General features: G+C 63.7%; 23 protein-coding genes. 12 read left to right on the top strand and 11 right to left on the bottom strand.

Annotation, left to right across the window (positions count from 1 at the left end; all coding sequences use genetic code 11):
* The first annotated feature begins 24 nt into the window (after nt 1-24).
* From V1288_RS14930 to V1288_RS14920, 3 genes are all read left to right on the top strand, one after another.
* Nucleotides 25-810: an enoyl-CoA hydratase/isomerase family protein gene (locus V1288_RS14930; RefSeq protein ID WP_334357761.1), complete on the top strand. Its 786-nt coding sequence runs from the start codon at nt 25-27 to the stop codon at nt 808-810.
* Between the two features lie 193 nt (nt 811-1,003).
* Nucleotides 1,004-1,252: a hypothetical protein gene (locus tag V1288_RS14925; RefSeq protein WP_334357760.1), complete on the top strand. Its 249-nt coding sequence runs from the start codon at nt 1,004-1,006 to the stop codon at nt 1,250-1,252.
* A gap of 253 nt (nt 1,253-1,505) precedes the next feature.
* On the top strand, nt 1,506-3,146 hold the full coding sequence (locus V1288_RS14920) for an ankyrin repeat domain-containing protein (RefSeq protein WP_334357759.1): 1,641 nt from the start codon (nt 1,506-1,508) through the stop codon (nt 3,144-3,146).
* Between the two features lie 18 nt (nt 3,147-3,164).
* On the opposite strand, the gene V1288_RS14915 is transcribed toward V1288_RS14920, so the two are convergent.
* Complete coding sequence (locus tag V1288_RS14915) at nt 3,165-3,599, bottom strand: DUF6157 family protein (RefSeq protein WP_334357758.1); 435 nt, start codon at nt 3,597-3,599, stop codon at nt 3,165-3,167.
* A 15-nt stretch (nt 3,600-3,614) separates the two neighbouring features.
* Entirely contained in the window at nt 3,615-4,256 is a 642-nt protein-coding gene (locus V1288_RS14910; protein WP_334357757.1) for a glutathione S-transferase family protein, read from the bottom strand.
* An 89-nt stretch (nt 4,257-4,345) separates the two neighbouring features.
* On the opposite strand from V1288_RS14910, the gene V1288_RS14905 reads away from it, so the two are divergent.
* The gene (locus V1288_RS14905; RefSeq protein WP_334357756.1) at nt 4,346-5,353 is read left to right on the top strand and encodes a helix-turn-helix transcriptional regulator; all 1,008 of its coding nucleotides are present in this window, start codon (nt 4,346-4,348) and stop codon (nt 5,351-5,353) included.
* Here V1288_RS14905 and V1288_RS14900 read toward each other — a convergent pair.
* From V1288_RS14900 to V1288_RS14870, 7 genes are all read right to left on the bottom strand, one after another.
* Complete coding sequence (locus V1288_RS14900) at nt 5,340-6,050, bottom strand: nitroreductase (protein ID WP_334357755.1); 711 nt, start codon at nt 6,048-6,050, stop codon at nt 5,340-5,342. The genes V1288_RS14905 and V1288_RS14900 overlap by 14 nt on opposite strands.
* 2 nt (nt 6,051-6,052) lie before the next feature.
* Nucleotides 6,053-7,297 carry an acyl-CoA dehydrogenase gene (locus V1288_RS14895; protein WP_334357754.1) on the bottom strand — a complete coding sequence of 415 codons (1,245 nt, stop codon included), beginning with the start codon at nt 7,295-7,297 and terminating at the stop codon, nt 6,053-6,055.
* A gap of 105 nt (nt 7,298-7,402) precedes the next feature.
* Complete coding sequence (locus V1288_RS14890; protein WP_334357753.1) at nt 7,403-8,650, bottom strand: acyl-CoA dehydrogenase; 1,248 nt, start codon at nt 8,648-8,650, stop codon at nt 7,403-7,405.
* Between the two features lie 150 nt (nt 8,651-8,800).
* On the bottom strand, nt 8,801-9,928 hold the full coding sequence (locus tag V1288_RS14885) for an acyl-CoA dehydrogenase family protein (protein WP_334357752.1): 1,128 nt from the start codon (nt 9,926-9,928) through the stop codon (nt 8,801-8,803).
* Nucleotides 9,929-10,103: 175 nt separating this feature from the next.
* Nucleotides 10,104-11,975: an AMP-binding protein gene (locus tag V1288_RS14880; RefSeq protein ID WP_334357751.1), complete on the bottom strand. Its 1,872-nt coding sequence runs from the start codon at nt 11,973-11,975 to the stop codon at nt 10,104-10,106.
* Nucleotides 11,976-12,302: 327 nt separating this feature from the next.
* Nucleotides 12,303-13,061 carry an SDR family NAD(P)-dependent oxidoreductase gene (locus V1288_RS14875; RefSeq protein ID WP_334357750.1) on the bottom strand — a complete coding sequence of 253 codons (759 nt, stop codon included), beginning with the start codon at nt 13,059-13,061 and terminating at the stop codon, nt 12,303-12,305.
* An 85-nt stretch (nt 13,062-13,146) separates the two neighbouring features.
* Nucleotides 13,147-13,818: a TetR family transcriptional regulator gene (locus V1288_RS14870; protein ID WP_334357749.1), complete on the bottom strand. Its 672-nt coding sequence runs from the start codon at nt 13,816-13,818 to the stop codon at nt 13,147-13,149.
* Nucleotides 13,819-13,965: 147 nt separating this feature from the next.
* On the opposite strand from V1288_RS14870, the gene V1288_RS14865 reads away from it, so the two are divergent.
* The 6 genes from V1288_RS14865 to V1288_RS14840 all read left to right on the top strand — a co-directional run bounded on the left by V1288_RS14865 (nt 13,966) and on the right by V1288_RS14840 (nt 21,408).
* The gene (locus V1288_RS14865) at nt 13,966-15,138 is read left to right on the top strand and encodes an acetyl-CoA C-acetyltransferase (protein ID WP_334357748.1); all 1,173 of its coding nucleotides are present in this window, start codon (nt 13,966-13,968) and stop codon (nt 15,136-15,138) included.
* 177 nt (nt 15,139-15,315) lie between these two features.
* Nucleotides 15,316-16,857: an acyl-CoA synthetase gene (locus V1288_RS14860; protein ID WP_334357747.1), complete on the top strand. Its 1,542-nt coding sequence runs from the start codon at nt 15,316-15,318 to the stop codon at nt 16,855-16,857.
* 276 nt (nt 16,858-17,133) lie between these two features.
* The gene (locus V1288_RS14855; protein ID WP_334357746.1) at nt 17,134-18,276 is read left to right on the top strand and encodes an alpha/beta fold hydrolase; all 1,143 of its coding nucleotides are present in this window, start codon (nt 17,134-17,136) and stop codon (nt 18,274-18,276) included.
* Between the two features lie 115 nt (nt 18,277-18,391).
* Entirely contained in the window at nt 18,392-19,363 is a 972-nt protein-coding gene (mbfA, locus tag V1288_RS14850) for an iron exporter MbfA (protein WP_334357745.1), read from the top strand.
* Between the two features lie 201 nt (nt 19,364-19,564).
* Complete coding sequence (locus V1288_RS14845) at nt 19,565-21,037, top strand: amidase (RefSeq protein WP_334357744.1); 1,473 nt, start codon at nt 19,565-19,567, stop codon at nt 21,035-21,037.
* 17 nt (nt 21,038-21,054) lie between these two features.
* Nucleotides 21,055-21,408, top strand: coding sequence for a nuclear transport factor 2 family protein (locus tag V1288_RS14840; RefSeq protein WP_334357743.1), 354 nt, complete (start codon nt 21,055-21,057; stop codon nt 21,406-21,408).
* Between the two features lie 111 nt (nt 21,409-21,519).
* On the opposite strand, the gene V1288_RS14835 is transcribed toward V1288_RS14840, so the two are convergent.
* Complete coding sequence (locus V1288_RS14835) at nt 21,520-22,608, bottom strand: Zn-dependent alcohol dehydrogenase (RefSeq protein WP_334357742.1); 1,089 nt, start codon at nt 22,606-22,608, stop codon at nt 21,520-21,522.
* 48 nt (nt 22,609-22,656) lie between these two features.
* On the bottom strand, nt 22,657-24,438 hold the full coding sequence (locus V1288_RS14830; RefSeq protein WP_334357741.1) for an acyl-CoA dehydrogenase family protein: 1,782 nt from the start codon (nt 24,436-24,438) through the stop codon (nt 22,657-22,659).
* A 282-nt stretch (nt 24,439-24,720) separates the two neighbouring features.
* Between V1288_RS14830 and V1288_RS14825 the strand changes: the two genes are divergently transcribed.
* Nucleotides 24,721-25,422 (top strand): SDR family NAD(P)-dependent oxidoreductase, encoded by a 702-nt coding sequence (locus V1288_RS14825; RefSeq protein WP_334357740.1) that lies wholly within the window; start codon nt 24,721-24,723, stop codon nt 25,420-25,422.
* Between the two features lie 137 nt (nt 25,423-25,559).
* Nucleotides 25,560-26,390, top strand: coding sequence for an enoyl-CoA hydratase (locus V1288_RS14820; protein WP_334357739.1), 831 nt, complete (start codon nt 25,560-25,562; stop codon nt 26,388-26,390).
* The last annotated feature ends 160 nt before the right edge of the window (nt 26,391-26,550 follow it).

The raw sequence follows: 26,550 nt of genomic DNA, 5'->3' as shown, positions 1-26,550 counted from the left end.
CAAGCAAGAACAATGGAGAACAGCATGCGTGAAGCAGCCGAGGCGGCAAGCGTGCCCATCCTCGAGATCAGCGGCGCCCGCGCCACCATCCGCCTCAACCGGCCGAAACATCTGAACCGGCTGCAGAGCGAGGATCTCGGCGATCTCGTAAAGCTGTTCGACCGGATCGAGGCCGATCCCGCTATCCGCGTGCTGGTGCTGACCGGCACCGGCCGCGCCTTCAGCGCCGGCTATGATCTCAATTCGGTGGCCGATCGAGCAACCAGCGAGACCGCGCAACCGAGCGCGGGTTCGGCGTTCGAAGCGGTGGTCGACCGCCTGGAAGATCTCGGCGTGCCGACGATCTGTCGACTCAATGGCGGCGTCTATGGCGGCTCGACCGACCTGGCGCTGGCCTGCGATTTCCGCATCGGCGTCGATACGGCTGAAATGTTCATGCCGGCGGCACGGCTCGGCCTGCACTATTACAAGGGCGGCATCGCCCGCTACGTGTCGCGGCTCGGCGTCGACAACGCCAAAATGCTGTTTCTCACCGCGCAGAGGATCACCGCGCCCGAGATGCTGCGGATCGGCTACCTCACTTCCATGGTGCCACCGGAATCGCTCGACGAGGAAGTCGACCGTCTCGCCACCATCCTGGCCGGCAACGCGCCGCTGGCGATGCGCGGCATGAAGCGCGCCATCAACGAGTTTGCGCGCGGCAAGCTCGATGAGGAAGCCGCCGACCAGCGCCACCGCGAAAGCATGCGCGGCGAGGAGATCAAGGAAGGCATCAAGGCGTTTGCGGAAAAGCGCCCGCCACGGTTCTGACGGTCCTGTCTCAAAATGCTCCAGACCTCATCCTAAGGGATGGCGGTTGATATCTGCGCAGCTCGGAAATGCCGCCCACGAAACACTCCTGAAACACGATTCTCCCCTTCGCACGTGAACGCAGGACGCCGTCCGCCCGACTGATGGGCAGGGACGCAACAAGGCCCCTCGTGCCAACCAACTGGAGAATACGATGCTTCGCAAGGTTACCCTCGGATTGATCGCCGTCGCCTCGCTCACCTTTGCCGCTACGGCGCCGGCTTCCGCCGGCGGCTTTTACCACGGCCATCACTGGGGCCATGGCTGGGGCTGGGGCCCTGCTGTCGGCGTCGGATTCGGCGGCGTCTATGTCGACACCGGCTTGAACGGCTGCCTGCAGCAGCGCTGGGTCGAAACCCGCCGCGGCATGCGCCTGCGCACCGTGAACGTCTGCGCTTACTGATCGAACGTCCCTGCAACATGCACCCCGGCCGCGGCACGCGGCCGGGATTTTCCTGCCGATTTTCCTGTTCTGGAGCCGTGCCTCCGGCCACGTTGACCATTGCGTGCACCCGCCATATTGTAGCGCATGCGGTGCAAGCCGCTCCCGGGCCCGCGGGAAGGGTTGAACCCACTTGCAGCTTTCGAGCGACATCTAGAGCCTTTGTGCAGCCGGTATTGCGGGCCGTCGGCGATGTCATGCACGGAGGTGTCTGATGAACCCGCTCCCCGATCGATTGAATCTCGATCATCTGAAGAAGCAAGCCAAGGAATTGATCCGCCTCTATCGAAGCCGCGATCCGGCGGCGATGGCGCGGTTTCGCAGCGCATTGCCGGCTGCGGCGGGCCGGAGCGATGAGGCCGTTGCATCGCTGCAACTTCGCCTGCACGACGCGCAATCCTGCCTCGCCCGCGAGCACCGTTTTGCCTCCTGGTCCGACCTTAAGCGCAATGTCGAGGTGCAGGCCGCCGCGCAGAAGCAGCGCGCCGATCGCGTCCTGCACTGGCTGCAATTGATCTATCGCGGCGATGTCAGCAACACCTCCGGCCGCACCAATCTGCGGGTCGGCTTGCGGATGCTGGCGGAGGATCCCGGACTGGTCGCCGGCGACCCCTACCTTGCCTGCGCCATCGGCGACGAAAACCTGCTGCGACATGCGACGCAAGCCGATCCGTTATGGGTCAACCGGCCCGGCGGACCGCTGCAGATGCCGCCGCTTTTTGCGGTCGCGCATTCGGGTCTGCTGCGCGTCGAGGAATTTCGCGAGCGTCTTTATCGCTGCGCGCAATTGCTGATCACGGCCGGTGCCGACCTCAATCAGCGCATCTACAGCCGCTGGCCGCCGGCGTCGCTTGAAAAGCCCGACATGCGCTATCCGCTCTCAACGCTCTACGGCGCTGCGGGAGCCAACCATGACCTTGCGCTGACGAGACTGCTGCTCGACGCAGGCGCCGATCCGAATGATGGTGAATCGCTTTATCACTCCCTCGAAAATCCCGCCTGCATCCGCCTGCTGCTGGAGCACGGCGCGCACATCGCAGAAAGCAATGCGATCTATCGCTCGATCGACCTTGAGGACGACACCGCGCTGAAATTGCTGCTGGAACACGGCGGCGACCCGAACGAGCCCGCGCGAAATGCGCCGTTGACCGATTGGGATTCGCCACTCTTGTGGGCCATCTACCGCCGGCGGCCCCATCATGCGAATGCCCTGCTGGTCGCCGGCGCCGATCCGTCGCGCACCACTCCGGATGGCGTCAGCCCATACCGAATGGCACTGCGGTTCGGGCTATCGGATGTTGCGGATTCGCTGCGCGCGCGGATCGACATGCCCGACATCCCCGACGACGAACGCTTCATCGCCGCATGCGCGCGCGGTGATGAAGCCGGGGCGCGAAGGATCGGGGCACTGCGGCCCGATCTGCCGGCCGCGCTGTCGCCGGCGCAATTGCGACTGTTGCCCGATATGGCCGCGGCTGGCGCCGACGACATCGTCATGCTGATGGTCAGGCTGGGCTGGCCGATCGCGGTACGCGGCGGCGACTGGGATGCCTCTGCGCTTAATCTCGCGGTGTTCAGCGGCAACGCGGCCTTGACGCGCTTCCTGCTCGAACACGGCGCGAAATGGACGGAGCAGCACGGCCACGGCGACAATGCCTGCGGTACGCTGTCATGGGCGTCCCTTAACGAGCCGGTCGAAGGCGGCGACTGGGTTGCTTGTGCGCGCGCATTGCTCGATCACGGCATGCCGGGCGCGACGGCGATTGCTGATGATCCCGAATGGGTGCTGATTGCCGGCAAGCGAAAACAATTTTCCGACGAGGTTACCGAGGAGTTGCTGTCGGCACGCGCTTGACGCGCGTGCCACCATCACTCAGGCGCGCTTGGTCCGCATCGCGCGCGTCTGGATGAGGTTCGGATCCTTTGCAAGCGCCTGGTATCGCGTGCTGTCGACGGCGTAGAGGGCGACGCGGCCTTCGGCATCGGCGTGAATGCCCCAGCCGAAGCGTTTGCCGAGACCGGATGCCCGCAGACACGCTTGCCCCTTGAAGAAGAATTCGCTACGGGCCAGATCGCGCGCCTTCCTCGTCGTCTTCGCATCGAGTTGCCGGCCGGCAGCAGAGGTTGCGAAAACCACGTCGTCGGAGGTGTATTTGTAGGGTGCCTGCGCGATCATCTGATATTGCAGGCCTGCCACGGTCGGATTACCGCCGCGGAGCGGCGGCTCCTCGCCGGTTTGCGCCGGACAATCTTCCGCGACCCGGATGAAGGTATTGAAGCAATTGGTCGTGTGCATCGTCTTTGTCATGGGTGGTTGCATCCTTTATCCGGCTGCCTCAGCGTGCCGGGCGGCCATCTCATCGTCCGCGGCGCTGATCCGCTGAAATGCCGGGCGCTGCGTGATGCGCTCGGCGTAGCGAACGAACACGTCCTTTTTGGGCACGAGGCCGAACATCATGGTCCAGCTAAAGGCGACGCCCCAGAGGATATCGGCCGCCGTCATCCGTTCGCCGAGCAAATATGGGCCCTTCGATAGCTGCGCTTCTAGGGCACCGAGCATCGAGTCGTAATCGGAATATGGCGATTGCGTTACCGGCGCCGGCTCGCGCTTCATGAATTTGTCGATCACGGCAGGCTCGAACGAGGCGCCATAGTAGGCGATCCAGCGCAGATAGGGGCCGCGGAGCGGATCGTTGAGGGCAGGCGCAAGGCCGGCTTGGGGAAACAAGTCGGCCAGATAGATGTAGATCGCGACCTGCTCGGTCACCAGTGCCTCGCCGTGACGGATCGCCGGCACCTTGCCGAGCGGATTGACAGCGAGAAAGGCCGGCTGGCGCTGCTCGCCTGCTTTCATGTTGAGGACATGGAGATCGTAAGGCGCGCCCAACTCCTCCAACAGGATCCGCGCGCCGGTCGCCCGGCTCTGCGGCGAATAATACAGGGTGATGCGGGGATGATCGGTCATTTGGCAGGTCTCCTGATGCGGGCTGGGGACATGGCCTCTCTATGAACCCCCATACCTGACATCTTCTGTCAGGTATGCTTTAAGAAGCCATGCGCGCGAGCCGTTTGCTTTCCATCCTCACCGCCCTGCAGGCCCGGGGGCGGATCACCGCGCCCGAACTCGCTGAGGCCTGTGAGGTCTCGGTGCGCACCATCTATCGCGACATCGACGCGCTTTCGGCGGCCGGAATCCCCGTCTATGCGGAGCGCGGCGCGGAAGGCGGCTATCGCCTGCTCGACGGCTACCGGGTGCGGTTGAACGGACTGTCGCCGCCCGAAGCGGAGGCGCTGTTCATGGCGGGACTACCGGGCCCTGCCGCCGCGCTTGGCCTGGACACGGCCATGATGGCGGCCCAAACCAAGGTGATGGCGGCGCTGCCGGCCAATCTGCGCCCGAGCGCCGCGCGGATGCTGGGACGCTTTCATCTGGATGCGCCTGGCTGGTTCGGAGAGACGGAACAGCCCGAGCATCTGCGCGCCATTGCCGGCGCACTGCTGCGCGAGAGCCTGATCGAGATCCGCTATCGAAGCTGGAAGGCAGAGAGGCGCCGCCGCGTTGCGCCGCTCGGCCTCGTGCTGAAGGCTGGCAGTTGGTATCTCGCCGGCAGTGTCGATGGCAGCGTGCGCACCTATCGCGTCGCGCGCATCCTCGATTGCTCGGTGCTGGAAAAGACCTTCGTCCGGCCCGCCGATTTCGATCTTGCCGCCTATTGGCAGCGCGCGACGGAGCGCCTCGAAGCCGAACTGCATCCAAACCGCGCCACCGTGCGGCTGTCGCCATTTGGCATCAAGCTGCTCAACGCGCTCAGCCAGCCTTACGTGAAGATGCGCACGCGATTCGAGGAAGCACCTGATGCGGCGGGCTGGCGGATCGCGGAGGTACCAATTGGAAAATCCGTGTGGCACGCCGCCGCCGAGTTGCTGCGGCTCGGCGCAGAGGCCGAGGTGCTGGCGCCGGCGGAGCTGCGCGACAAGATGGCCGAGATCGCGCAGGCGATGGCGGTGCGGTATCAACCGGAGGCAGTCCGCGACCTATCTGATCTCGCTATTCATCGATGAACGTCACGGTGTCGGCAACGCTCGCCCGCGAGGTGCGATAGCTGTTGACCTTGTGGGCGTGGTCGGCGTAGCCGAACGAAATGCCGCAAACGACCTTGCGATCGTCGGCGAGATTGAAGTGACGCCGGATCAGCCCGGAATGCCGCGCCAGCGCGGCCTGCGGAATCGTGCCGAGACCGAGCGCCTGCGCTGCCAGCATGAAGTTTCCGACATAGGCGCCGCAATCGACCGCGCCATAGATGCCGAGCGGCTCGTCGGTGTGAATGACAGCGACATGCGGGGCGCCGAAGAAATTGTAGTTCTCCAGCGCCTGCTTCGCATAGGCCATCTTGTCGCCTCTGGTGATGCCGAGCGTGTTGTAGAGCTGAAAGCCGCTCTCGCGGCGGCGTTCGAGATAGACGCCGAGATATTCGCGCGGCGGCGTGAAATCATGGTCGTCCTTGGCGCCGGACGCGGCCTCGGCATAGATCGCCTTGCGAAAGCGCTCCTTGGCCTCGCCGCTCGCGATCAGCACCTGCCAGGGCTGGCTGTTGCACCAGGACGCCGTGCGTTGCGCCACGCTCAGAATGTGCTCGATGGTCTCGCGCGGCACCTCCTGCGGCAGGAAGGCGCGCACCGAGTAGCGCTCGTTCAGTAATTCTTCGAGCACGCCGATGCGATCTTCCGTCTCGTAACGCGCCTTTGCCGCAGCGTCCATGGTCAGCGCCCCTTGGTCGGGATCTTGTTGAAGGGCACGTCCTTGTCGACGCGGATATCGCCGGGCAGGCCGAGCACGCGCTCGGCGATGATGTTGCGCAGGATTTCATCGGTACCGCCGGCGATGCGCATCGAAGGTGAAGACAGCAGCATCTGCTGGAACTGGCCGCTCGCCTCTTCTTCGTCCGTGCCGGTGAGCACGCCGGCCGCACCCTGCAGATCCATCGCGTAAGTCGCGATGTCCTGCAGCATCGAGCCCGAGACCAGCTTGCCGATGGAATTTTCCGGACCCGGCCGCTCGCCCTTCGACAGCGAGGAGATCGCGCGGTAGCTGGTGTATTTCAGGCCGCTCGCCTTTACCGCCCAGCTTGCGAGCTTCGAACGCGTCGCGGGATCGTCGATAGCGGGCCCGTCATCCGTCATCAAGTTCGAGCAGAATTCGAACATCTCGGGAAAGCCTGTTGCAAGCCGCGATCCGATCGACATGCGCTCGTTCATCAGCGTGGTCAGCGAGACGTTCCAGCCGTCACCGACCGCGCCAAGGCGCTGGCTGTCCGGGATCACCACGTCGGTGAAATAGACTTCGTTGAACTCCTGCATGCCGTTGGCCTGCTTGATCGGCCGTACCTCGACGCCCTTGCTCTTCATGTCGAGAAAGAACATCGTCAGGCCCTTGTGCTTGGGCACGTTGGGATCGGTGCGCGTGATCAGAAGGCCGTAGTCGGAATAATGCGCGCCCGAGGTCCAGATCTTCTGGCCGTTGACGATCCAGTTGTCGCCCTTCTTCTCCGCCCGCGTGCGCAGGCCCGCAACGTCGGAGCCGCCGGCAGGCTCGGAGAAGAGCTGGCACCAGATGTGTTCGCCCGAGGCGAGCTTCGGCAAATAATGACGTTTGTGCTCCTCGCTGCCGAACGCCATCACGGTCGGGCCACACATGCCCTCGCCGATCTGGAACGGCTGCGTCAGCTTGCCATAGACGCCCTCTTCCTGCTGCCAGATCACCTTCTCGATCGGGGTCGCGCCGCGGCCGCCATATTCCTTTGGCCAGTGCAGGCAGGCCCAGCCGCCTTCGGCCTTCTTCTTCTGCCAGGCCTTGCCGACATCGACGATCTCCTCCTTCTCCAGCCGGATACGCCCGAGCGAGGATTTTGACAGCTCCGTCTCGTATTGCTTCGGCGCGTTGGCGGCGATCCATTTGCGGGCGGTAGCGCGAAATTCCGCTTCCTGCCGGGTATCGTCGAAGTTCATGGCGCTTCCTCTTTTTCTGCGTAGGGTGGGCAAAGCGAAGCGTGCCCACCATCTGAGTGTAACGCGGTGGGCAACGCTTGCGCGATGCCCACCCTACGAATCTGTTTATGCCCGGCCCTTGGTCGGGATTTTGTTGAAAGGCACATCCTTGTCGACCCGGATATCACCCGGCAAACCAAGCACGCGCTCGGCGATGATGTTGCGCATGATCTCGTCGGTGCCGCCTTCGACGCGGGTGCCCGGCGCACGCAGCAGCATCGCCTGGAACTTGCCGGCGACCTCGGCGTCTTCAGGCCCGCTCAGCACGCCGGCGGCGCCCTGCAGGTCGAGTGCATACATCGCGACTTCCTGGACCATCGATCCCGCGACCAGCTTGCCGATGGAATTTTCCGGACCGGGACGCTCGCCTTTCGACAGCGCCGAGATCGCGCGCATGCTGGTGTATCTGAGTCCGCTGGCCTTCACCGCATAGTTCGCAAGTCTCGATCGAACGCTGCGGTCCTCGATCGCGGGGCCGTCCTCCAGCATCAGGCTGTTGCAGAAGTCGAACAATTCGGGGAAGCCGGTCGAAACGCCGGCGCCGATCGACATGCGCTCGTTCATCAGCGTGGTCAGCGAGACGTTCCAGCCGTCATTGACGGCGCCCAGCCGCTGCGAATCCGGAATCTTCACATCGGTAAAGTAGACCTCGTTGAAGTCGGACTGGCCGCTGGCCTGCTTGATCGGCCGCACTTCGACGCCCGGGCTCTTCATGTCCAGGAAGAACATGGTGAGGCCCTTGTGCTTGGGCACGGTCGGATCGGTTCGCGTCAGCAGGATGCCGTAATCCGAATAGTGCGCGCCCGAGGTCCAGATCTTCTGGCCGTTGATGATCCAGTCGTCGCCCTTCTTCTCGGCGCGGGTGCGCAAGCCCGCAACGTCCGAACCGCCGGCAGGTTCGGAGAACAACTGGCACCAGACCTTTTCGCCCGAGGCCAGCGGCGGCAGGTATTTGCGCTTCTGCTCCTCGCCGGCGAACGCCATCATGGTCGGGCCGCACATGCCATGGCCGATGATAAACATGCCGGAGAGTTTGCCGAACGGGCCCTCTTCCTGCTGCCAGATCACGCGCTCGATCGGCGACGAGCCGCGGCCGCCATATTCCTTCGGCCAGTGCAGGCAAGCCCAGCCGGCATCGGCCTTCTTCTTCTGCCAGGCTTTTGCGACCTCCAGAATGTTGGCGTCCTTCAGCACGGTACGGCCGAGCGAGGACTTGCGAAGCTCTTCCTCGTACTGCTTCGGCGCGTTGGCTGATATCCACGCCTTGGCTTCGGCGCGGAACGCGGCTTCCTGCGGGGTGTCATCGAAGTTCATTCGCGTGGTCCTTCAAATTGTGCTGTCGTCCCTGCGAACGCAGGGACCATAACCACCGGCGCAAATAGTTGGTCGTGTCTCTCGCAACTTCATTCAATCGACGGGCCGCGGCGTATGGGTCCCCGCTTTCGCGGGAACGACAACGTTGCCCTACGCCGCGTTCTTCTTGCGCATGCGGTCGATCAACTGATCTTCCCAGTACGACAGGCTGCCGAGCGTCAGCGCTGACGCGTTGGCGCGGCGGTAGTACATGTGGCAGTCGAACTCCCAGGTGAAACCCATGCCGCCATGTACCTGGATGTTGTTCTTGGAGCAGTGCTGGAACGCCTGCGTCGCACTGATGCGCGCGGCCGCCGCCGCTTCCGGCAATTCCGACGCGTTGGTCGAGAGCGCCCAGGCGCCGTAATAGCAATTCGAGCGCGCCAGCGTCGCCGAGACATACATGTCGGCGAGGATGTGCTTCACCGCCTGGAATGAACCGATCGGCCGGCCGAAGGCAATGCGATCCAGCGCGTAGTCACGGCCCATTTCCAGCGCACGATCGGAGCCGCCGACCTGTTCGAACGCCAGCAACACGGCGGCGCGGTCGAGCACCTGGGTCAGGATGCTCCAGCCGTCGCCGGCCGCTCCCAGCGGCTCGGCCCTGGCGTTCTTGAAGGTGAGTTCGGCCTGGCCACGGGTCGGATCGACATTGGTCAGCGACTTTGCTTCGACGCCGCCGGCCTTCAGATCGACCAGGAACAGCGAGATATCGGAATCGCGCCCGGTCGAGCCGGTGCACGCGGCGACAACGGCGAAATCGGCGATCGCACCGTCCGGCACCGGCTTCTTGACGCCGTTGAGCGTACCGCCAGTGGCTTGCAGCCTGATCGCCTTTGGCGACGGATTGCCCTTGCCCTCGAACAGCGCCAGCGTGCCGATCGCCTCGCCGCTTGCGATCTTCGGCAGCCATTTCTGCTTCTGTGCGTCGGAGCCGGCCAGCAGCAGCGCTTCGGCGGCGAGATAGACGGTGGATGAGAACGGTACCGGCGCATTCGCGCGGCCCATCTCCTCCGCGATCACGCAGAGTTCGAGATGCCCGGCGCCCGCGCCGCCGAATTCTTCCGGGATGGCGACGCCGAGGAACCCCATCTCGGCGAGCCCCCGCCACAGCGCCTTGTCGTACGGCGCCTTGCCGTCGAGCACCTCGCGCACGGCCTTCGGCGGACACTTTTCGGCAAGAAACTTCCTCGCCTCGTCGCGCATCTGTTTTTGTTCGTCGGAGAAATCGAAGTTCATGGCGGTTCACTCGGGTTTTGTGTGAGGTGTATCTCTTTAGCTCGTCGTCCCCGCGAACGCGGGGACCTATAACCACCGGCGTTTGTGTTTTATCCGGAATTAGCTCCAACCTGACATTGATAGGCCTCGGCGTATGGGTCCCCGCGTTCGCGGGGACGACGATGAAGGGTGGTTCTCATCGCAGCACAATCACGTCCTCTCCCGGCTTCTCGGCATAGAGCTTCTCCACCAGCCTAGCGCGGCGTTCGAGGCCGGCGCGCTGGTTGATGTAGCCTTTGTCGGTGAGTTCGTTGCCGTCGATCGAGGGCGGCTCGGCCATCAGCATGGCCCGCGCGATCCGCAGGCTGCTGCCGGTGGCGGATGCATTGTGCGCTTCCAGCCCGCGCTTCAGGCAGGCGATCACTTCGGGATGCCTGATCACGTCCTCAAACGTCGCATCGGGATTACCGACGATCTGCCGGCAGGCGTGCAGGTTGGGCCAGGCGAGCAGCCCGATGAACGGACGATCCTGTCCCGTGACCAGCGCGTCGTGCACCACAGGCGTTGCTGCTGCGATCGCATCGGTGCGCAGCGAGCCGACATGAACGAAGGTGCCGGTCGTGAGCTTGAAGTCCTCGACCACGCGGCCGGCGAAGATAATGCCCTGCAGCGGATCGTTGTCATCGACGAACACACCGGCATCGCCGATGCAGTAGAAGCCTTCCTCGTCGAACATCTTCCTGGTCAGATCGGGCTGGCCGAAATAGCCGGGCGTGACGTTGATGCCGCGCAGGCGCAGCTCGTATTTCGAGCCGCACGGCACCAGCTTCAGTTCGACACCGGGGAACGGCAGGCCGATCAGGCCGACGCGCTCGGTGTCCCAATAGGTGCCGGTCGACGTCGGCGCGGTCTCGGTCGAGCCCCACCCCGTATAGAACACGATGCGCTCGCCTGTGGTCTTCACCGCCAGCGCCTGCATGCGGTCGTAGAGATCATCCGGCAGCCGCGCGCCGCCATAGGCCATGATGCTCAGGTTTTTGAAGAAGCTGCGGCACAGCGCGTCGTCCTTTTCCATCGCGGCCGCCAGCGCCGCGTAACCCGCGGGCACGTTGGCATAATAGGTCGGAGACACCTCGCGCAGGTTACGGATGGTCTCTTCGAACTGGCCGGGCATCGGCCGGCCGTCGTCGATATACAGCGTGCCGCCATCGACCAGGATCGGATGGAACGCGGCGTTGCCGCCCATGGTGTGATTCCACGGCATCCAGTCCAGCACCGTAGCGAGCGGCCCGTTCGGATCGCGCGGCCGCACCTGCATCATCATCGCCGCATTGGCGCACATCATCTCCTGCGTGTTGATGACGGCCTTCGGCATCCCGGTCGAGCCCGACGTGAACAGCAGCTTGCCGACAGTCTTCGGCGTAATTTTAGCAATCGAGTCCTCGACCGCTTTTGACACCGGCGTTGCCGCGAGATCGGCAAAGGACACGCTCTTGATCCCCCGACAGGCACGCGCGACGTGAACGACCGTAACGCCGGTGAGATCGAGCGCCTTCAACGCTTTCTCAAAAGTCGGTCCGTCCTGCACCATCACGACGGCAGGCCTGATCAGATCAAAGAGGTATTTGAGCTTGAGATGATCCTGGCTCATCAGCGAATAGGCCGGCGATACCGGCGCGGCCGGCAGGCGCGCCTGCATCGCGGCCTGCGTCATCAGCGCGTGCTCGATCGAATTGCCCGACAGGATCGCAACGGGACGGCCTTCAGTAAGGCCGAGATCGAGCAGGCCCTGCGTCAGCCCGTCAGCGATGCGCTTGGCTTCGCCGTAGGAGACTTTGCGCCATTGCCGATCGGCACCGCCGCGTTGCGCCAGCCAGATGCGCTCGGGCGCCTGCTTCGCCCATTTCGCCAGCGATGCTGGAATATGCTTCTCGTAAGGCTGCAGCGGGATACGGGACTTCAGGACGATGACGCCGTCCGGGCGACGCTCGACCGCGATGTCGCGCGCCAGCCATTCGATCTTGCGAAAGGCCGGCTTGGTCAACACTGCGGCAGCACTCCCACTCATATTGCGTCTCCCGGAATTCGGTCCTTTGCGGATCTTCAAGTTCTATCGCTTGATATAGACAGGCTTTCGCTTTTCGAGAAAGGCGGGCCGGTCGCGTGTGGCCCAATCGACTCCGTTATCTTTTTCGATCAGCAGCGGTTGAGTCACGCCGATCTTCCATCCATCGTCGTCCCGGCCAAGCGAAGCACGAGCCGGGACCCATACGACGTGCCGTATCGATGAGGCACGGTGGCAGAGACCTTCTGTAACAAGAGCGGCCGCGGCGTACGGGGTCCCCGCGCCCCGTACGCAATTGCGCACCAGGCGGGGACAACGACCGAGTTTGCGCTACCGCGGCGCCATGCGGATGGCGCCGTCGAGGCGGATGGTCTCGCCGTTGAGCATCGGGTTCTCGACGATGTGAACCGCGAGGTTGCCGTACTCCGAGGCATCGCCGAGGCGGGCCGGATGCGGCACCTGGGCGCCGAGGCTCTTGCGGGCCTCTTCGTTGAGGCCCATCAGCAAGGGCGTCAGGAACAGGCCGGGTGCGATGGTGTTAACGCGGATCTTGAGGCTGGCGAGGTCGCGCGCGGCCGGCAGCGTGAGGCCGACGACGCCGCCCTTCGAGGCCGAATAGGCGATCTGACCGATCTGACCTTCATAGGCTGCGACGGAGGCGGTGTTGATGGCAACGCCGCGCTCCTCGCCGATCGGCGGCGCTGTCGCAAGCCGCTCCGCGAACAGGCGCAGCACGTTGAAGGTGCCGATGAGGTTGACATTGATGATGCGGACAAACTTTGCCAGCGGATAGACGCCGTCCTTGCCGACGGTGCGCTGCGAGCCGCCGATGCCGGCGCAGTTCATCAAGACGCGCGCGATGCCGTGCGCGGCTTCGGCTTTGGCAATCGCCGCCTTGATCGCCTCTTCGTCGGTCACGTCGGCATGCAGGGCAACGCCCTTCACTTCGGCGGCGACCTTTTCGGCGTTTTCCCTGTTCTGGTCGATCACGCCGATTTTCGCGCCCTTGGCGGCCATGGCGCGGGCGGTAGCGGCGCCGAGGCCGGAGCCACCGCCGGTGATGAGAACGGCTACGTCTTGCAACTGCATTGTAACTACCTTTCCTTCCTTGGGCGTTTCTTCTCTAGATGGCGAATGGCGAATAGAGAGTAGCGAATGGATCAGGGCCCATTCGCTATTCGCTACTCACCATTCGCCCATTCCCATTCAACATCCCGCCGCAAATCAGCGCTTCCATATGCTTGATATATTCGCGGCAGACCTCGTCGGTGACCGGACCGACACCGGTCGCCCGCGACATCGCGTGGCGGCCGAAGAACAGGTGATCGCAGGCGCCGATCAGGCTGGTGTAGAACAGCACCGGATCGATGTTGCGGAACTCGCCGGCCTTGACGCCTTCCGCAAGCAGCCGGCGATGGAATTCGAGCAGCGGCGCAACAAAAAACTTCGATACCTCGTCTGCGGCCTCTGCCGTGCTCTCGTGCAGGAGATAGTGGATCAGCCGGTTCATATAGGGGAACTGGTGATAGGCACGGATGATGCCGCCGATATGCAGGCGCAGTTTCGCGGTCGGCGTGATCGGCTGGCGGATCAGATATTCGAGCCCCGACATCTCGGTCGCGGCGTCGCGTGCCAGAAGCGCCAGCAACAGCCCGTCCTTGTTGCCGAAATGGTATTTCACCAGCGCAGCGTTGACGCCCGACTTCTGTGCGATGTCGGACAGCGACACCTCGATCGAGGCGCGCTCGATCATCAGCTCGCTCGCCGCGACAAGCAGCTTCTCGGCGGTGGCATTTCTGCCGCTCGGAAGCCTGGCCGGTACGCTGGTATTCAATTGCGACGCCATTCCTCACCCGCCGGAAATCCGGTCCGCACATAAGCGCATGCCGCGGCTGCACTCAAGAGTTAATTGATTGATTGACTAAATCCCGCAGCGCCCCTTAAATCCGGCCCAACTTTCAAAACACCATCAGAACAATCAGGGAGAACAGACATGGCCGAGGCCTATATCGTCGCCACCGCACGGACCGCGGGCGGCCGCAAGGGCGGACGTCTCGCAGGCTGGCACCCGGCCGATCTCGCCGCTTCCGTGCTGAATTCGCTGGTCGATCGCACCAAGGTCGATCCCGCCCAGATCGAGGACGTGATCATGGGCTGCGTGATGCAGGCCGGCGAGCAGTCCAACAACATCGCCCGCAACGCGGTGATGGCCTCGAAACTTCCCGAGAGCGTGCCCGCCACTTCGGTCGACCGCCAATGCGGCTCGTCGCAGCAGGCGCTGCATTTCGCGGCGCAAGCCGTGATGGCCGGCTCGATGGACATCGTGATCGCCGCCGGCGTGGAATCGATGACGCGGGTGCCGATGGGCCTCGCCTCGCAGCTCCCCGCCAAGAACGGTTTTGGCCATTACAAGAGCCCCGGCCTCGAGGCGAAATACCCGAATATCGTGTTCAGCCAGTTCACCGGCGCGGAAATGATGGCCGAGAAATACGGGCTCTCCAAGGACCAGCTCGACGAATATTCCTACAACAGCCACCAGCGCGCGATTGCCGCAACGCAAGCCGGCAAGTTCAGGGACGAGATCGTTCCGCTTGAGATCACCCGGGCCGACAACTCGACCGATACCCACCATATCGATGAAGGCATCCGCTTTGACGCCAGCCTCGATGGCATCAGGGGCGTCAAGCTGATCGCCGAGAACGGCAAGCATACCGCCGCCAGCGCCAGCCAGATCTGCGACGGCGCGTCCGGCGTCATGGTGGTCAACGAACGCGGCCTCAAATCGCTCGGCGTCAAGCCGCTCGCGCGCATCCATCACATGACCATGATGGGCGGCGATCCCGTGATCATGCTGGATGCCCCGCTGCACGCCACCAAGCGGGCGCTGGAAAAGGCCGGCATGTCGATCAACGACATCGACCTGTTTGAGGTCAACGAGGCTTTCGCGGCCGTGCCGGTGGCGTGGCTGAAGACGACGGGCGCCGATCCGGAACGGCTTAACGTCAATGGCGGCGCGATCGCGCTCGGCCATCCGCTCGGCGGCTCCGGCACCAAGCTGATGACCACGCTGGTCAATGCCCTCAAGCAGAACAACAAGCGTTACGGCCTCCAGACCATGTGCGAAGGCGGCGGCATGGCCAACGTGACGATCGTGGAAAGGCTGTAAGAAAGCGCCCACAGGCGCCACAACAACAAAGGTGTCGTCCCTGCGAGAACGCAGGGACCCATAACCACAAGTGTTTGTGGTTATACGTCGCTGGAGCTCCAGCTCGTTTCAATATTCAGAGCGATGGTTTTGGGCCCCTGCGTTCGCAGGGGCGACCACGTTGTTTCGGGATTATGAATGACCCACCCCTCCATCCACGCCCGCACCCGGCCGAACAAGATCGCCTACCAGATGGCCGGGACTGGCAAGTCCATCACCTATCGCGAGCTCGACGAGCTCTCGAACCAGGGCGCGCAACTGTTCCGCTCGCTTGGGCTGAAGGCCGGCGACCACATCGCGCTGTTGATGGAAAACCGCCTCGCCTTCATGGAAATCTGCTGGGCGGCACAGCGCGCAGGGCTCTATTACACCGCGATCAGCCGCTATCTGACACAGGACGAGATCGCCTACATCGTGAAAGACTGCGGCGCAAAAGTCTTCATCACCACGCCGAAATGCGCCGAACAGATCAGCGGCCTCGTCGGCCAGCCGGATGGACCGCTGCTCTACATGATGGACGAGCCAGAGCCGGGCTTCCGTTCCTTTGACAGGGAAGCCGCCGCGCAGCCGGCCACGCCGATCGCGGATGAAGTGGCCGGCTACGACATGCTGTATTCGTCAGGCACCACCGGACGGCCCAAGGGCATCAAGAAGGAATTCGAGGGCAAGGCGATCGATGTGCCGAACCCGCTCCTGAGAATTCTCTGCGCCGACATGTGCGGCATGTCGTCCGACAGCATCTATCTGTCGCCGGCGCCGCTCTATCACGCGGCTCCTTTGCGCTTCAACATGATGGCGATCACGCTCGGCGGCACCTCCATCATCATGGAGCATTTCGACGCCGAGGAATTTCTGAAGCTGGTCGAGAAATACAGGGCCACGCAGTCGCAGTTGGTGCCGACCATGTTCGTGCGCATGCTGAAGCTGCCGGACCAGGTGCGCGCAGCTTACGACGTCTCGTCGCTGAAAGGCGCGATCCACGCCGCCGCGCCCTGTCCGGTCGATGTCAAAGCCAGGATGATCGAATGGTGGGGACCGATCCTGATCGAATATTACGCCGGCTCCGAGGGCAACGGCGTCACGGTGTCGACCTCGCAGCAATGGCTGACCCATCGCGGCACCGTCGGCCGCGCCGTGGTCGGCAAGGTGAAGATTCTGGACGAGAACGACGAGGAAAGGCCGACAGGGGAAATCGGAACGGTCTATTTCGCCGATGCGCCTGTTTTCACCTATCACAATGACCCCGAGAAGACGAAGAAGGCCTACAACGACAAGGGCTGGTCGACGCTCGGCGACGTCGGCTATCTCGACGCGGAAGGCTTTCTCTATCTCACCGACCGCAAGAGCTACATGATCATCTCGGGCGGCGTGAACATCTACCCGCAGGAAACCGAGGACGTCCTGATCACCCATCCCGCCGTCTCCGACGTCGCGGTATTCGGCGTGCCGAACGAGGAGATGGGCGAAGAGGTCAAGGCGGTAGTGCAGCCGCACGACATGGCGAAGGCCGGGAAGGAACTCGAAGCCGAACTGATCGCGTTCTGCCGCAAGCATCTATCGCCGATCAAATGCCCGAAGAGCATCGACTTCGAGGCCGAATTGCCGCGCACCCCGACTGGCAAGCTGGTAAAACGGCATCTGCGGGATCGCTATTGGCCGAAGCCCGCGGCGAAGGCGTAGGGATCGTAGGGTGGGCAAAGGCGCGCCTTCGCGCCGTGCCCACCAATAGCGCCCCGCTCGTGATGGTGGGCACGCTGCGCTTTGCCCACCCCATCCGGGCTGGAAGCGTAGCACTTTGCTTCCCTTCTCCCCTTGTGGGAGAAGGTGCCTTCCCGAAGGGAAGGCGGATGAGGGGTCTCTATCCGCGTAGACGGACCCCTTACCCGTCTCGAATGAGCTGCCGCTCATTCGATCCACCCTCTCCCACAGGAGGAGAGGGGAAGAGAGGCGCAAACAATGACCACCCTCCCCGAGATCCCGCTCCCCTCCTCGATCCGCTCGCGATACGTCGACAACATCAACGGCCTCCGCATGCACGTTCTGGAAGCCGGTTTCGAGACGCGCGGCCGGCCCTGCGTGCTGCTGTTGCACGGCTTTCCGGAACTCGCCTTCTCCTGGCGCAAGGTGATGCCGGTACTGGCGGAAGCCGGCTATCACGTGATCGCACCGGACCAGCGCGGTTATGGCCGCACCACCGGATGGGACCCGGACTACGACGGCGATCTCGCCTCGTTCCGCCTCACGAACCTGGTGCGCGACGCGCTCGGACTGATATCGGCGTTCGGCTATCGCAGCGTCGACGCCGTGATCGGGCACGATTTCGGCAGTTCGGTCGCCGCGTGGTGCGCGCTGATCCGGCCCGACGTATTTCGCTCGGTCGTCATGATGAGCGCGCCGTTCGGCGGCCCGCCGTCGCTGCCCTTCAACACCGCGAACGAACCGGCCAAGCCCGCCGATGATCCCATTCACCGCGACCTGGCGGCGCTGCCGCGGCCGCGCAAACATTACCAATGGTACTACTCGACGCGCGAGGCGAATGCCGACATGCATCGCGCGCCGCAGGGCGTGCATGATTTCCTGCGCGCCTACTACCATCACAAGAGCGCGGACTGGAAAGACAACCGGCCCTATCCGCTCAAATCATGGTCGGCTGACGAGATCGCAAAACTGCCGACCTATTATGTGATGGACCTCGCCAAGGACATGGCCGCGACGGTTGCGGCAGAAATGCCGTCGGCCGCGGAAATCGCTGGCAGCAAATGGCTGCCCGACAGCGAGTTGGCCTTCTACAGCGCGGAGTACGAACGCACTGGATTTCAGGGCGGCCTGCAATGGTACCGGTGCGGCACCTCGGGCGCATTTTTGCCGGAGCTGCAGACCTGGTCGGGCCGCACCATCGACGTGCGCTCTGCCTTCATCTCGGGCAAGCAGGACTGGGGCACGTATCAACGCCCCGGCGTATACGAAGCCATGCAGTCGAAGGCCTGCACCCGCATGATCGGCTGCCATCTCGTCGATGGCGCGGGCCACTGGGTGCAGCAGGAGCAGGCTAACGAGGTGAGTTGGTCGCTGGTGCAATTCTTGCGTGGGGGACGCTAGCGAACAACAAGCCGACGGCGGGCTAGCGAAACAAGCGGCCAAGCGAATTGACCGGGAATACGCGGCGCTCTATAACTATTTAGAACAATTCTAAACTAAGAGTAGGCGCCGTCCCGTGAAGAATTTCGCCGATCTGACCGAGCGCGAAGTGCTGGCCGTTGCGATCTCTTCCGAGGAGGAGGACAGCCGTATCTACATGACCTTCGCGGAAGACCTCGCCGGACGCTATCCCGACTCAGCCAAGGTGTTCGAGGAGATGGCCGAGGAGGAACGCGGCCACCGCCATCGGCTGCTCGAACTCTATGAGAAGCGCTTCGGGGCGCATCTGCCGCCGATCCGCCGCGAGGACGTCAAGGGATTTTTGCGAAGGCGCCCGATCTGGCTGACCAAGAACCTGTCGCTCGACACCATCCGCAAGGAGGTCGAGACGATGGAACTCCAGGCCGAGCAATTTTACATCAAGGCCGCAGAGCAAGCCGACGATGTCGGCGTGCGTCGCTTGCTCGGCGACCTCGCCGAGGAAGAAAAGGGCCACGAGAAGCTCGCGGTGAAGCTGACTGGCGAGTTTCTCAACCCCGATGTGCGCGCCGAGGAGGACAAGACGCAGCGGCGCATGTTCGTGCTGCAATATGTGCAGCCGGGACTCGCCGGATTGATGGACGGCTCGGTCTCGACGCTGGCGCCATTGTTCGCCGCCGCCTTTGCCACGCATCAGAACTGGCAGACGTTTCTGGTCGGACTAGCCGCTTCGATCGGCGCCGGCATCAGCATGGGCTTTGCCGAAGCGCTGTCCGACGACGGCGCGCTGAGCGGGCGCGGCTCGCCCTGGCTGCGCGGCATCACCTGCGGGTTGATGACCACGCTCGGCGGCCTCGGCCACACCCTTCCCTATCTGGTGCCGGATTCCTGGCCGAACGCGTTCTGGATCGCGACTGCTATCGCCTGTGTCGTGGTGTTCTTCGAACTATGGGCGATCGCCTTCATCCGCGCGCGCTACATGGACACGCCGTTCCTGCAGGCGGTGTTCCAGATCGTGCTCGGCGGAGCCATCGTGCTCGCGGTCGGGATATTGATCGGCGCAGCTTAAGGGCGGTCGAATCCTCAGGATGTACCGGCAGCCATTTCTACATCGCGTTTCTTTCCTAACCACCTCTCCTGACGAGCTTCGACGTGCGCTGGTCGCGTAACATTTCGATCAGCCCGCCACTGTACAGCCATTGCTCTTGCGGCATGCACGCAAACTGAGCATCATCCGCGCCGCGTCGAACAAACAGAGCGGGAGTACGCCTTGGCCAAGTCGCAGTGGAGCTTCAGGACCGCCGTTGAATTGTCGGCAGCCCTCGCAGACAGGAAGGTTTCAGCGGTCGAATTGGCAGAGGACGCAATCGCCCGGATCGAGCGGCACGATGCGAAGATCAACGCAATCTGTGTTCGCGACTTCGAGCGCGGCCTCGCGGCGGCCCGCACCGCCGACGCCGAGCTGGCGCGCGGCGTGAAGAAGCCGCTGCTCGGTCTTCCTGTGACGGTAAAGGAATCCTACAATATCGCAGGCCTGCCGACGACCTGGGGCATTCCGGCGCAGAAGGATTTTACGCCGACCGAGGACGCACTCTCGATCACGCGCGTCAAGGATGCCGGCGGCGTGATCCTTGGCAAGACCAACGTGCCGCTCGGGCTCGGCGACTGGCAGAGCTACAACGAGATTTACGGCACCACCAACAACCCGTTCGATCTCGGTCGCACACCGGGCGGCTCTTCCGGCGGATCGTCGGCGGCGCTCGCGGCGGGCTATGGACCGCTGTCGCTCGGCTCAGATATCGGCGGATCGCTGCGCGTGCCCGCATTTCACTGCGGCGTCTATGCGCACAAGCCGACGTTTGGGCTGGTGCCAGGGCGCGGCCATACCCCGCCGCCATTCCAACCGTTGCCGCTTGACCGCGACCTGGCCGTGATCGGTCCGATGGCGCGCAGCGCCGCCGATCTTTCGCTGCTGCTCGACAGCATCGCAGGCCCCGATCCACTGGAGGCCGGCAAGGGCTACAAGCTCGCACTGCTGGCGTCGCGCCACGGCGCGCTGAAGGACTTTCGCGTGCTGGTAATCGATACCGACCCGGTGATGCCGACCGACAACGTGGTGCGCGGCACGATCGGCGACCTCGCCTCCAATCTCGAAAAGGTTGGCGCCAAGGTCGAGCGCGACAGCCCGCTGCTGCCGGACTTTGCCGCAACATCCCGGCTCTACATGCGGATGCTGATGGCGTTCCTCGCCGCCTCCTTCCCGCCGGAAGCTTATGCCGGCGCGCAGGCCGCCGTCGCCACGCTGCCGGCGAGCGACCTGAGCCTCCGCGCCGAACGCCTGCGCGGCATAGCGCAAAGCCACCGCAACTGGCTGATGGACGATGTCGCGCGCGGGCGGCTGCGCGCGCAATGGCGCGAATTGTTCAAGAGCTTTGACGCCGTGATCTGCCCGATCATGCCGACGCCCGCCTATCCGCACGATCATTCCGACGACCAGGAGAAGCGCCGCATCAGGATCGATGGCAAGGACTACGTCTATCCCGACCAGCTCTCCTGGCCTGGCATCGCCACTCTGCCCGGCCTGCCCTCCACCGCGATCCCGACCGGCTTTTCGCCGGATGGACTGCCGGTCGGCGTGCAGATCGTCGGGCCCTGGCTGGAGGATCGCACGCCGCTGAAGCTGGCGGAACTGATCGAGCGCGAGTTCGGCGGCTTCAGGCCGCCGCCGATGTTTGATGATTGAGGACTGAAGGGAACACCATGAGCAACGACATCGAAGAGCTGACCGCGCTCAATCGCGACTACGTCGACTCGGTGCAGAACTCCGACGTCAAGCGTTTCGACGAGATTCTTGCGCCGGATTTCTACTGCTCCAATCCCGACAAGTCGCTGGTCGACCGCGCCGGGTTTCTGAAACAGACGGCAATACCAGTGACGATCAAGAATCTAACGGCCCACGATGTGAAGATTCGCGTGTTGGGCGACTTCGCCATCATCCACGCCGCCACCAGCTACACCACGGCCGATGGCCAGCAGGCGCATGGGCGCTATACCGATTGCTGGGCGAAGCAGAACGGGAAGTGGCTGGCGGTCTCGGCGCATGTGTCGCGGTAGGCTAATGCCGTCATTGCCGGGCTTGACCCGGCAATCCATCCACTTCGAAACAGGCCTTCTTTGAAGATCGATGGATGCCCGGGTCAAGCCCGGGCATGACGAGAGTGCATCTCAGCTATCAAACATGATCACGCTGCGCAGCGTCTTGCCGGCCTTCATGTTGGCAAAACCCTCGTTGATTTCGGAGAGCTTCAGCTTCGCCGAAATCCAGTCCTCCAGGTGCAGCTTGCCGCGCATGTAGAATTCGACGAGGCGGGGCATGTCGACGCGGAAATGGTTGGAGCCCATCGACGAGCCTTGAATGCGGCGCTCGCGCAGGAAATCGAAGCCGTGCAGCTCGATCTTCTGGCCGAACGGGATCATGCCGACGATGGTCGCCGTACCGCCCGCCGCCAGCATCGCAAAGGACTGCTCCGCGGTTTCCTTGCGGCCCAGCACCTCGAAGGAGTGATGCACGCCGCCGCCGGTGAGTTCACGCACCTGCTGCACCACGTCGCCCCTGGCGGGATCGACGATGTCGGTGGCACCGAGCTTGGTGGCCAACTGCAGCTTGGCCGGGTTGGTATCGATCGCGATGATACGGCCGGCGCCCGCGATCGCGGCCCCATTGATCGCCGCCATGCCGACGCCGCCGCAGCCGATCACCGCGACGGTCTCGCCGGCCTGGACCTTGGCGGTGTTCACCACCGCGCCGTAGCCGGTGATGACGCCGCAACCGATCAATGCCGCCAGTTCCAGCGGCATGTCCTTGCGGATTTTGACGATGGCGTTTTCGTGCACCAGCATCTGCTCGGCGAATGACGATAGATTGAGGAACTGATTGAGCTTCTCGGCGCGCGCCCAGGACAGGCGGTTGGACTGGCCAGGCAGCATCTTCACGGTCGTGTCGGTGCAGAGCACGGTGCGGCCGGTGGTGCAGTTGTCGCAGGTGCCGCAGAACACCGAGAGGCAGGTCACGACGTGATCGCCGGGTTTTACATAGGTGACGTCGGAGCCGACTTTTTCGACCACGCCGGCCGATTCATGGCCGAGCACCGCCGGCAGCGGATGCGGGTAGAGCCCCTCCATGAAGTGCAGGTCGGAATGACAGAGGCCGGCGACGCGGGTGCGGATCAGGACTTCGCGCGGGCCGGGATTCGGCACGGTGACATCCTCGATCACCAGCGGCTGGTTGACTTCATGCAGGACGGCGGCCTTCATCGGGGACTCCCTGTCATTTATGTTTTTTGAACCAGAACTAACAGCAGCCTACGCTGCGACAAGCAGTTCGCCAACCTCGGCCATGCCGACGTTGCGCTCACCGAGCAAATGATCGGTGATGGCGCGCTGGGTGGCATTTTCCGCAAGCCGGAACGGATCGCCCGCCGAAACGCGATGGTCGACTACCATGCGCGAGAGCAGGAGCCGCCTGGCGTCGCCGCGCATCTCGTGGATGCGCCCGCCCTCCCAGGCCAGCGCGACCGCACTCGCGACATGATAGAGCAGGCTGGTGGCGCGCCGCGCATCGCCCTCATTGTCGCTCCGGCTGGCCACTTCGCGCGCGAAGCCGACGGCGCGGTCGGCCAATTCGCGCAGGCGATCGCGCCAGGCCTGCGGCACGTTGGCGCTGTCGTCGAGACGGGCATGCAGGTCGGCGGCGAGCGCCGCATCTGCGCCGTGGCGGCCGACCGCGCGCGTCAGCGCATCGATCGCGACGATGTTGCCGGTGCCTTCCCAGATCGAGCCGAGATGGGCGTCGCGCAGCAGTCGCGCGGTTGCAAATTCCTCGATGTAGCCGATGCCACCACGCATCTCCAATGCGTCGCCGCAGACCTTGCGCGCATCGCGCGTCGCGCGGAATTTCAGGGTCGGGGTCAGGATCCGGAGCAGCGCCGCGGCATCCTGGCTGCCGGCTTCCGCACGATCGAGCGCGTCCGCCGTGAGAAAGCTCATCGACAGCGCCTGCTCGGTCGGCAGCATGATCTTCATCAATTGCCGCCGCGCCAGCGGCAGGTCGATGATTCGTTGGCCGAACACCAGGCGGTTGCGCGCCACCGTCATCGCGTCGTGATGCGCACGCCGCATCAGCGCGGTCGACTTGACGCCGTTACTAAGCCGCGACGAATTGACCATCTCGGCCATCTGCACGAAGCCGCGGTCGAGCTTGCCGACCGCGTACGCAATCGCGCCCTCGAGCTTGATTTCACCCGAGGCCATCGAGCGGGTGCCGAGCTTGTCCTTCAGGCGAACGATCCGGTAGTAATTTTGCGATCCGTCGTCGAGATGCCGCGGCATCAGGAATAGCCCGACGCCGCGCGTGCCGGGACCTGCTCCCTCGGGACGCGCCAGCAGCATCACCACCCTGGCGTCGGCATTGGAGCAGAACCACTTTTCGCCATAGAGCCGCCAGTGGTCGCCTTCCTGGACGGCTCTTGTCGTCAGCGTGCCGACGTCGGAGCCGCCCTCCTTCTCGGTCATGAACTGGCCGCCTTGCGTCAGCTTGCTCATGTCGGTCTGGGTCAGGCCGTCGAGATATTTCGCCTTCAACGCCTCGCTGCCGAAATTGTTGAGCAGCTTTGCGCAACCATCCGTGACGTTGATCGGACAGCCCATGCCGAACTCGGTCTGATTGAACAGGAACGTGAACGCGTGCTTGGCCACAACGGGGTATTTGTCCGGCCAGCCCATGATGCCCTTGCGGATCGACATCGCGTGAATGCCGAACTCGCCGAACGCGGCCTTCTCCAGTTCGCGATAGGCGGGGTGATATTCGATGTACTGCGCATCGCGGCCGAACTTGTCGCGCTGGTGCAGCACCGGCGTGTGGCGGTCGGCCAGCCGGGCGCATTCGTCGAGATAGCCCCCAGCCAATTCACCGAGGCGGTCGAGATGCGGCTCGATATGGCAGAACAGCGCATCGGGAAGGTGCAGCCGCAGCAGATCGGTCAGCGCCGGATCGGCCCGGTAGAAATTCATTCCCGTCGTATCGGGCGCGAGCAATCCCGGCTGATTGGCCGAACCTGTCGCGCGATCATGCATGAGTGGATGCATTTTTGACCCTTGTTCGTTCCTTCAGATATTGATCATCTACCGATAACGCAGGCGATCGCCCCGTCAACAAGCATCATTGGAGGGCCGCCCCATGGCGGACAGATATCGCATCATCGGCGCCGGGATGCCGCCCCGCGCCGTCAAGGTCCGCTGCTATTTCCGGTACGCTGCTATTTCCGGTACAAGGGAATTCCGTACCAATGCATGATCTCAGCCACTGCGGGTTGCCTTGCGGGATTGCGCGCCTAGATACCAAGTCCCGGTCTTCTCTGGAGAGCGCTCATGGAAATTCCCAACTACAAGATTGCCCTGATCGTCGGCGCCGGTGAGGGGCTGAGCGCATCGCTGGCGCGGCTGTTTGCGCGCGAAGGCATCAAGGTCGCCCTCGCCGCGCGCAAAATCGAAAAACTCGGCGCACTCTGCGCCGAGACCGGCGCCCGCGCCTTTGCCTGCAATGCGACCGAAGCCGAAGAGGTCGAGCGTCTGTTCGGAATGGTCGAGCGCGAGATCGGTACGCCCGATATCGTCGTCTACAACGCCAGCGGACGGGCGCGCGGTGCCTTTACCGATCTGGTGGCTGCGGATGTCGCGAATGCGATCGCAGTCTCGGCGTTCGGCGGCTTTCTGGTGGCACAGCAGGCGGCGCAGCGCATGCTGCCCAACAAACACGGTGCAATCCTGTTCACCGGGGCATCCGCCAGCGTGAAAGGCTATCCGCAATCGGCGCCGTTCGCTATGGGCAAGTTCGCGCTGCGCGGGCTCGCCCAGAGCATGGCGCGCGAATTGTCGCCGCAAGGCATCCATGTCGCGCATTTCGTCATCGACGGCGGGATCCGCAGCGCGGCGCGCAGCGAGCCGGCCGACAAGCCGGACTCGATGCTCGATCCCGACGCGATTGCGTTGAGTTACTGGAACGTCCTGCAACAGCCGCGCAGCGCCTGGACCTGGGAAGTCGAACTGCGCCCATGGGTGGAGAAGTTTTGATACGGTCGTAGGGTGGGCAAAGGCGCACTTGCGCCGTGCCCACCATCTATCGCCAGGCACGGCTTGAATGGTGGGCACGCTTCGCTTTGCCCACCCTACGGCTCCCCGGAATGACGGGGACAACAACAAGGGGACCCATGACCACCGAAACCAAGATCGACACCGGCACCGACGAACTGCTCTGCGTGATCCGTGACCGCGTCGCCATTATCACACTGAACCGCCCAGAGGCCCGCAACGCGATGTCGGATAATCTGACCCCGGCCTTGCGCAACATGATCAAGGCCTGCGGCGAGAATCCCGATGTCGGCGTGCTATTGCTGACCGGCGCCGGCACCGCGTTCTGCGCCGGCGGCAACGTCAAGGGCATGGGCGCGAATCGCGACAAGACGAAGCTCGCAATGTCCCATGACGAGCGCGTCGCCGATCTGCAGGAGCGGCAGCGTCTCCTGACCGGCGCGCTGGTCTCAGTGCGCAAGCCGACCATTTCCGCCCTGCCCGGCCCCGCAGTCGGCGCCGGCCTTGCTCTGGCGATGGCCTGCGACATCCGCATCGCCGCGCAATCGGCATTCCTTTCCACCGGTTACCTCAAGGTGGGCCTGAGCGGCGATTATGGCATCGCCTGGCTCCTGACGCGGTTGGTCGGCACTTCGCGGGCACGGGAATTGATGTTCACCTGCGACAGGGTCGATGCGGCCAGGTGCGAGGCGATCGGCCTGGTGAACCGCGTGGTCCCCGACGACAGGCTGCAGGCGGAGGCCTTCGCGCTCGCTAAATCGATCGCGGAAGGACCGACGATCGCGCTTCGTTACATGAAGGACAATCTGGACGAAGCCTTGATGTTCGATTTCGCCACCGCGCGCGATCATGAGGCCGAGCGCATGATCCGCGCCCAGGGGACAGCCGATCACAAGGAGGCCGTGCAGGCCTTCATCGACAAGCGCAAGCCGGTGTTCAGGGGAAGTTGAGTGTTGCCGTAGCCCGGAAGGGGAGCGCAATCCGGGACCGCTCCCACATGCGGCAACACCGCCGCCGGATTGCGCTGCGCTCGATCCGGGCTACGAGACGTGGCTACGAGACGTGGCTCTGTCGGGAGAAAAATAGCCCGGTTCTGGGGTAGCCAGAACC

Origin of the sequence: Bradyrhizobium sp. AZCC 2176 (genome assembly GCF_036924645.1) — a bacterium.
Classification (GTDB): domain Bacteria; phylum Pseudomonadota; class Alphaproteobacteria; order Rhizobiales; family Xanthobacteraceae; genus Bradyrhizobium.
Note: the sequence above shows the minus strand (reverse complement) of the source record. Positions and strands in the feature narration are given on the sequence as shown.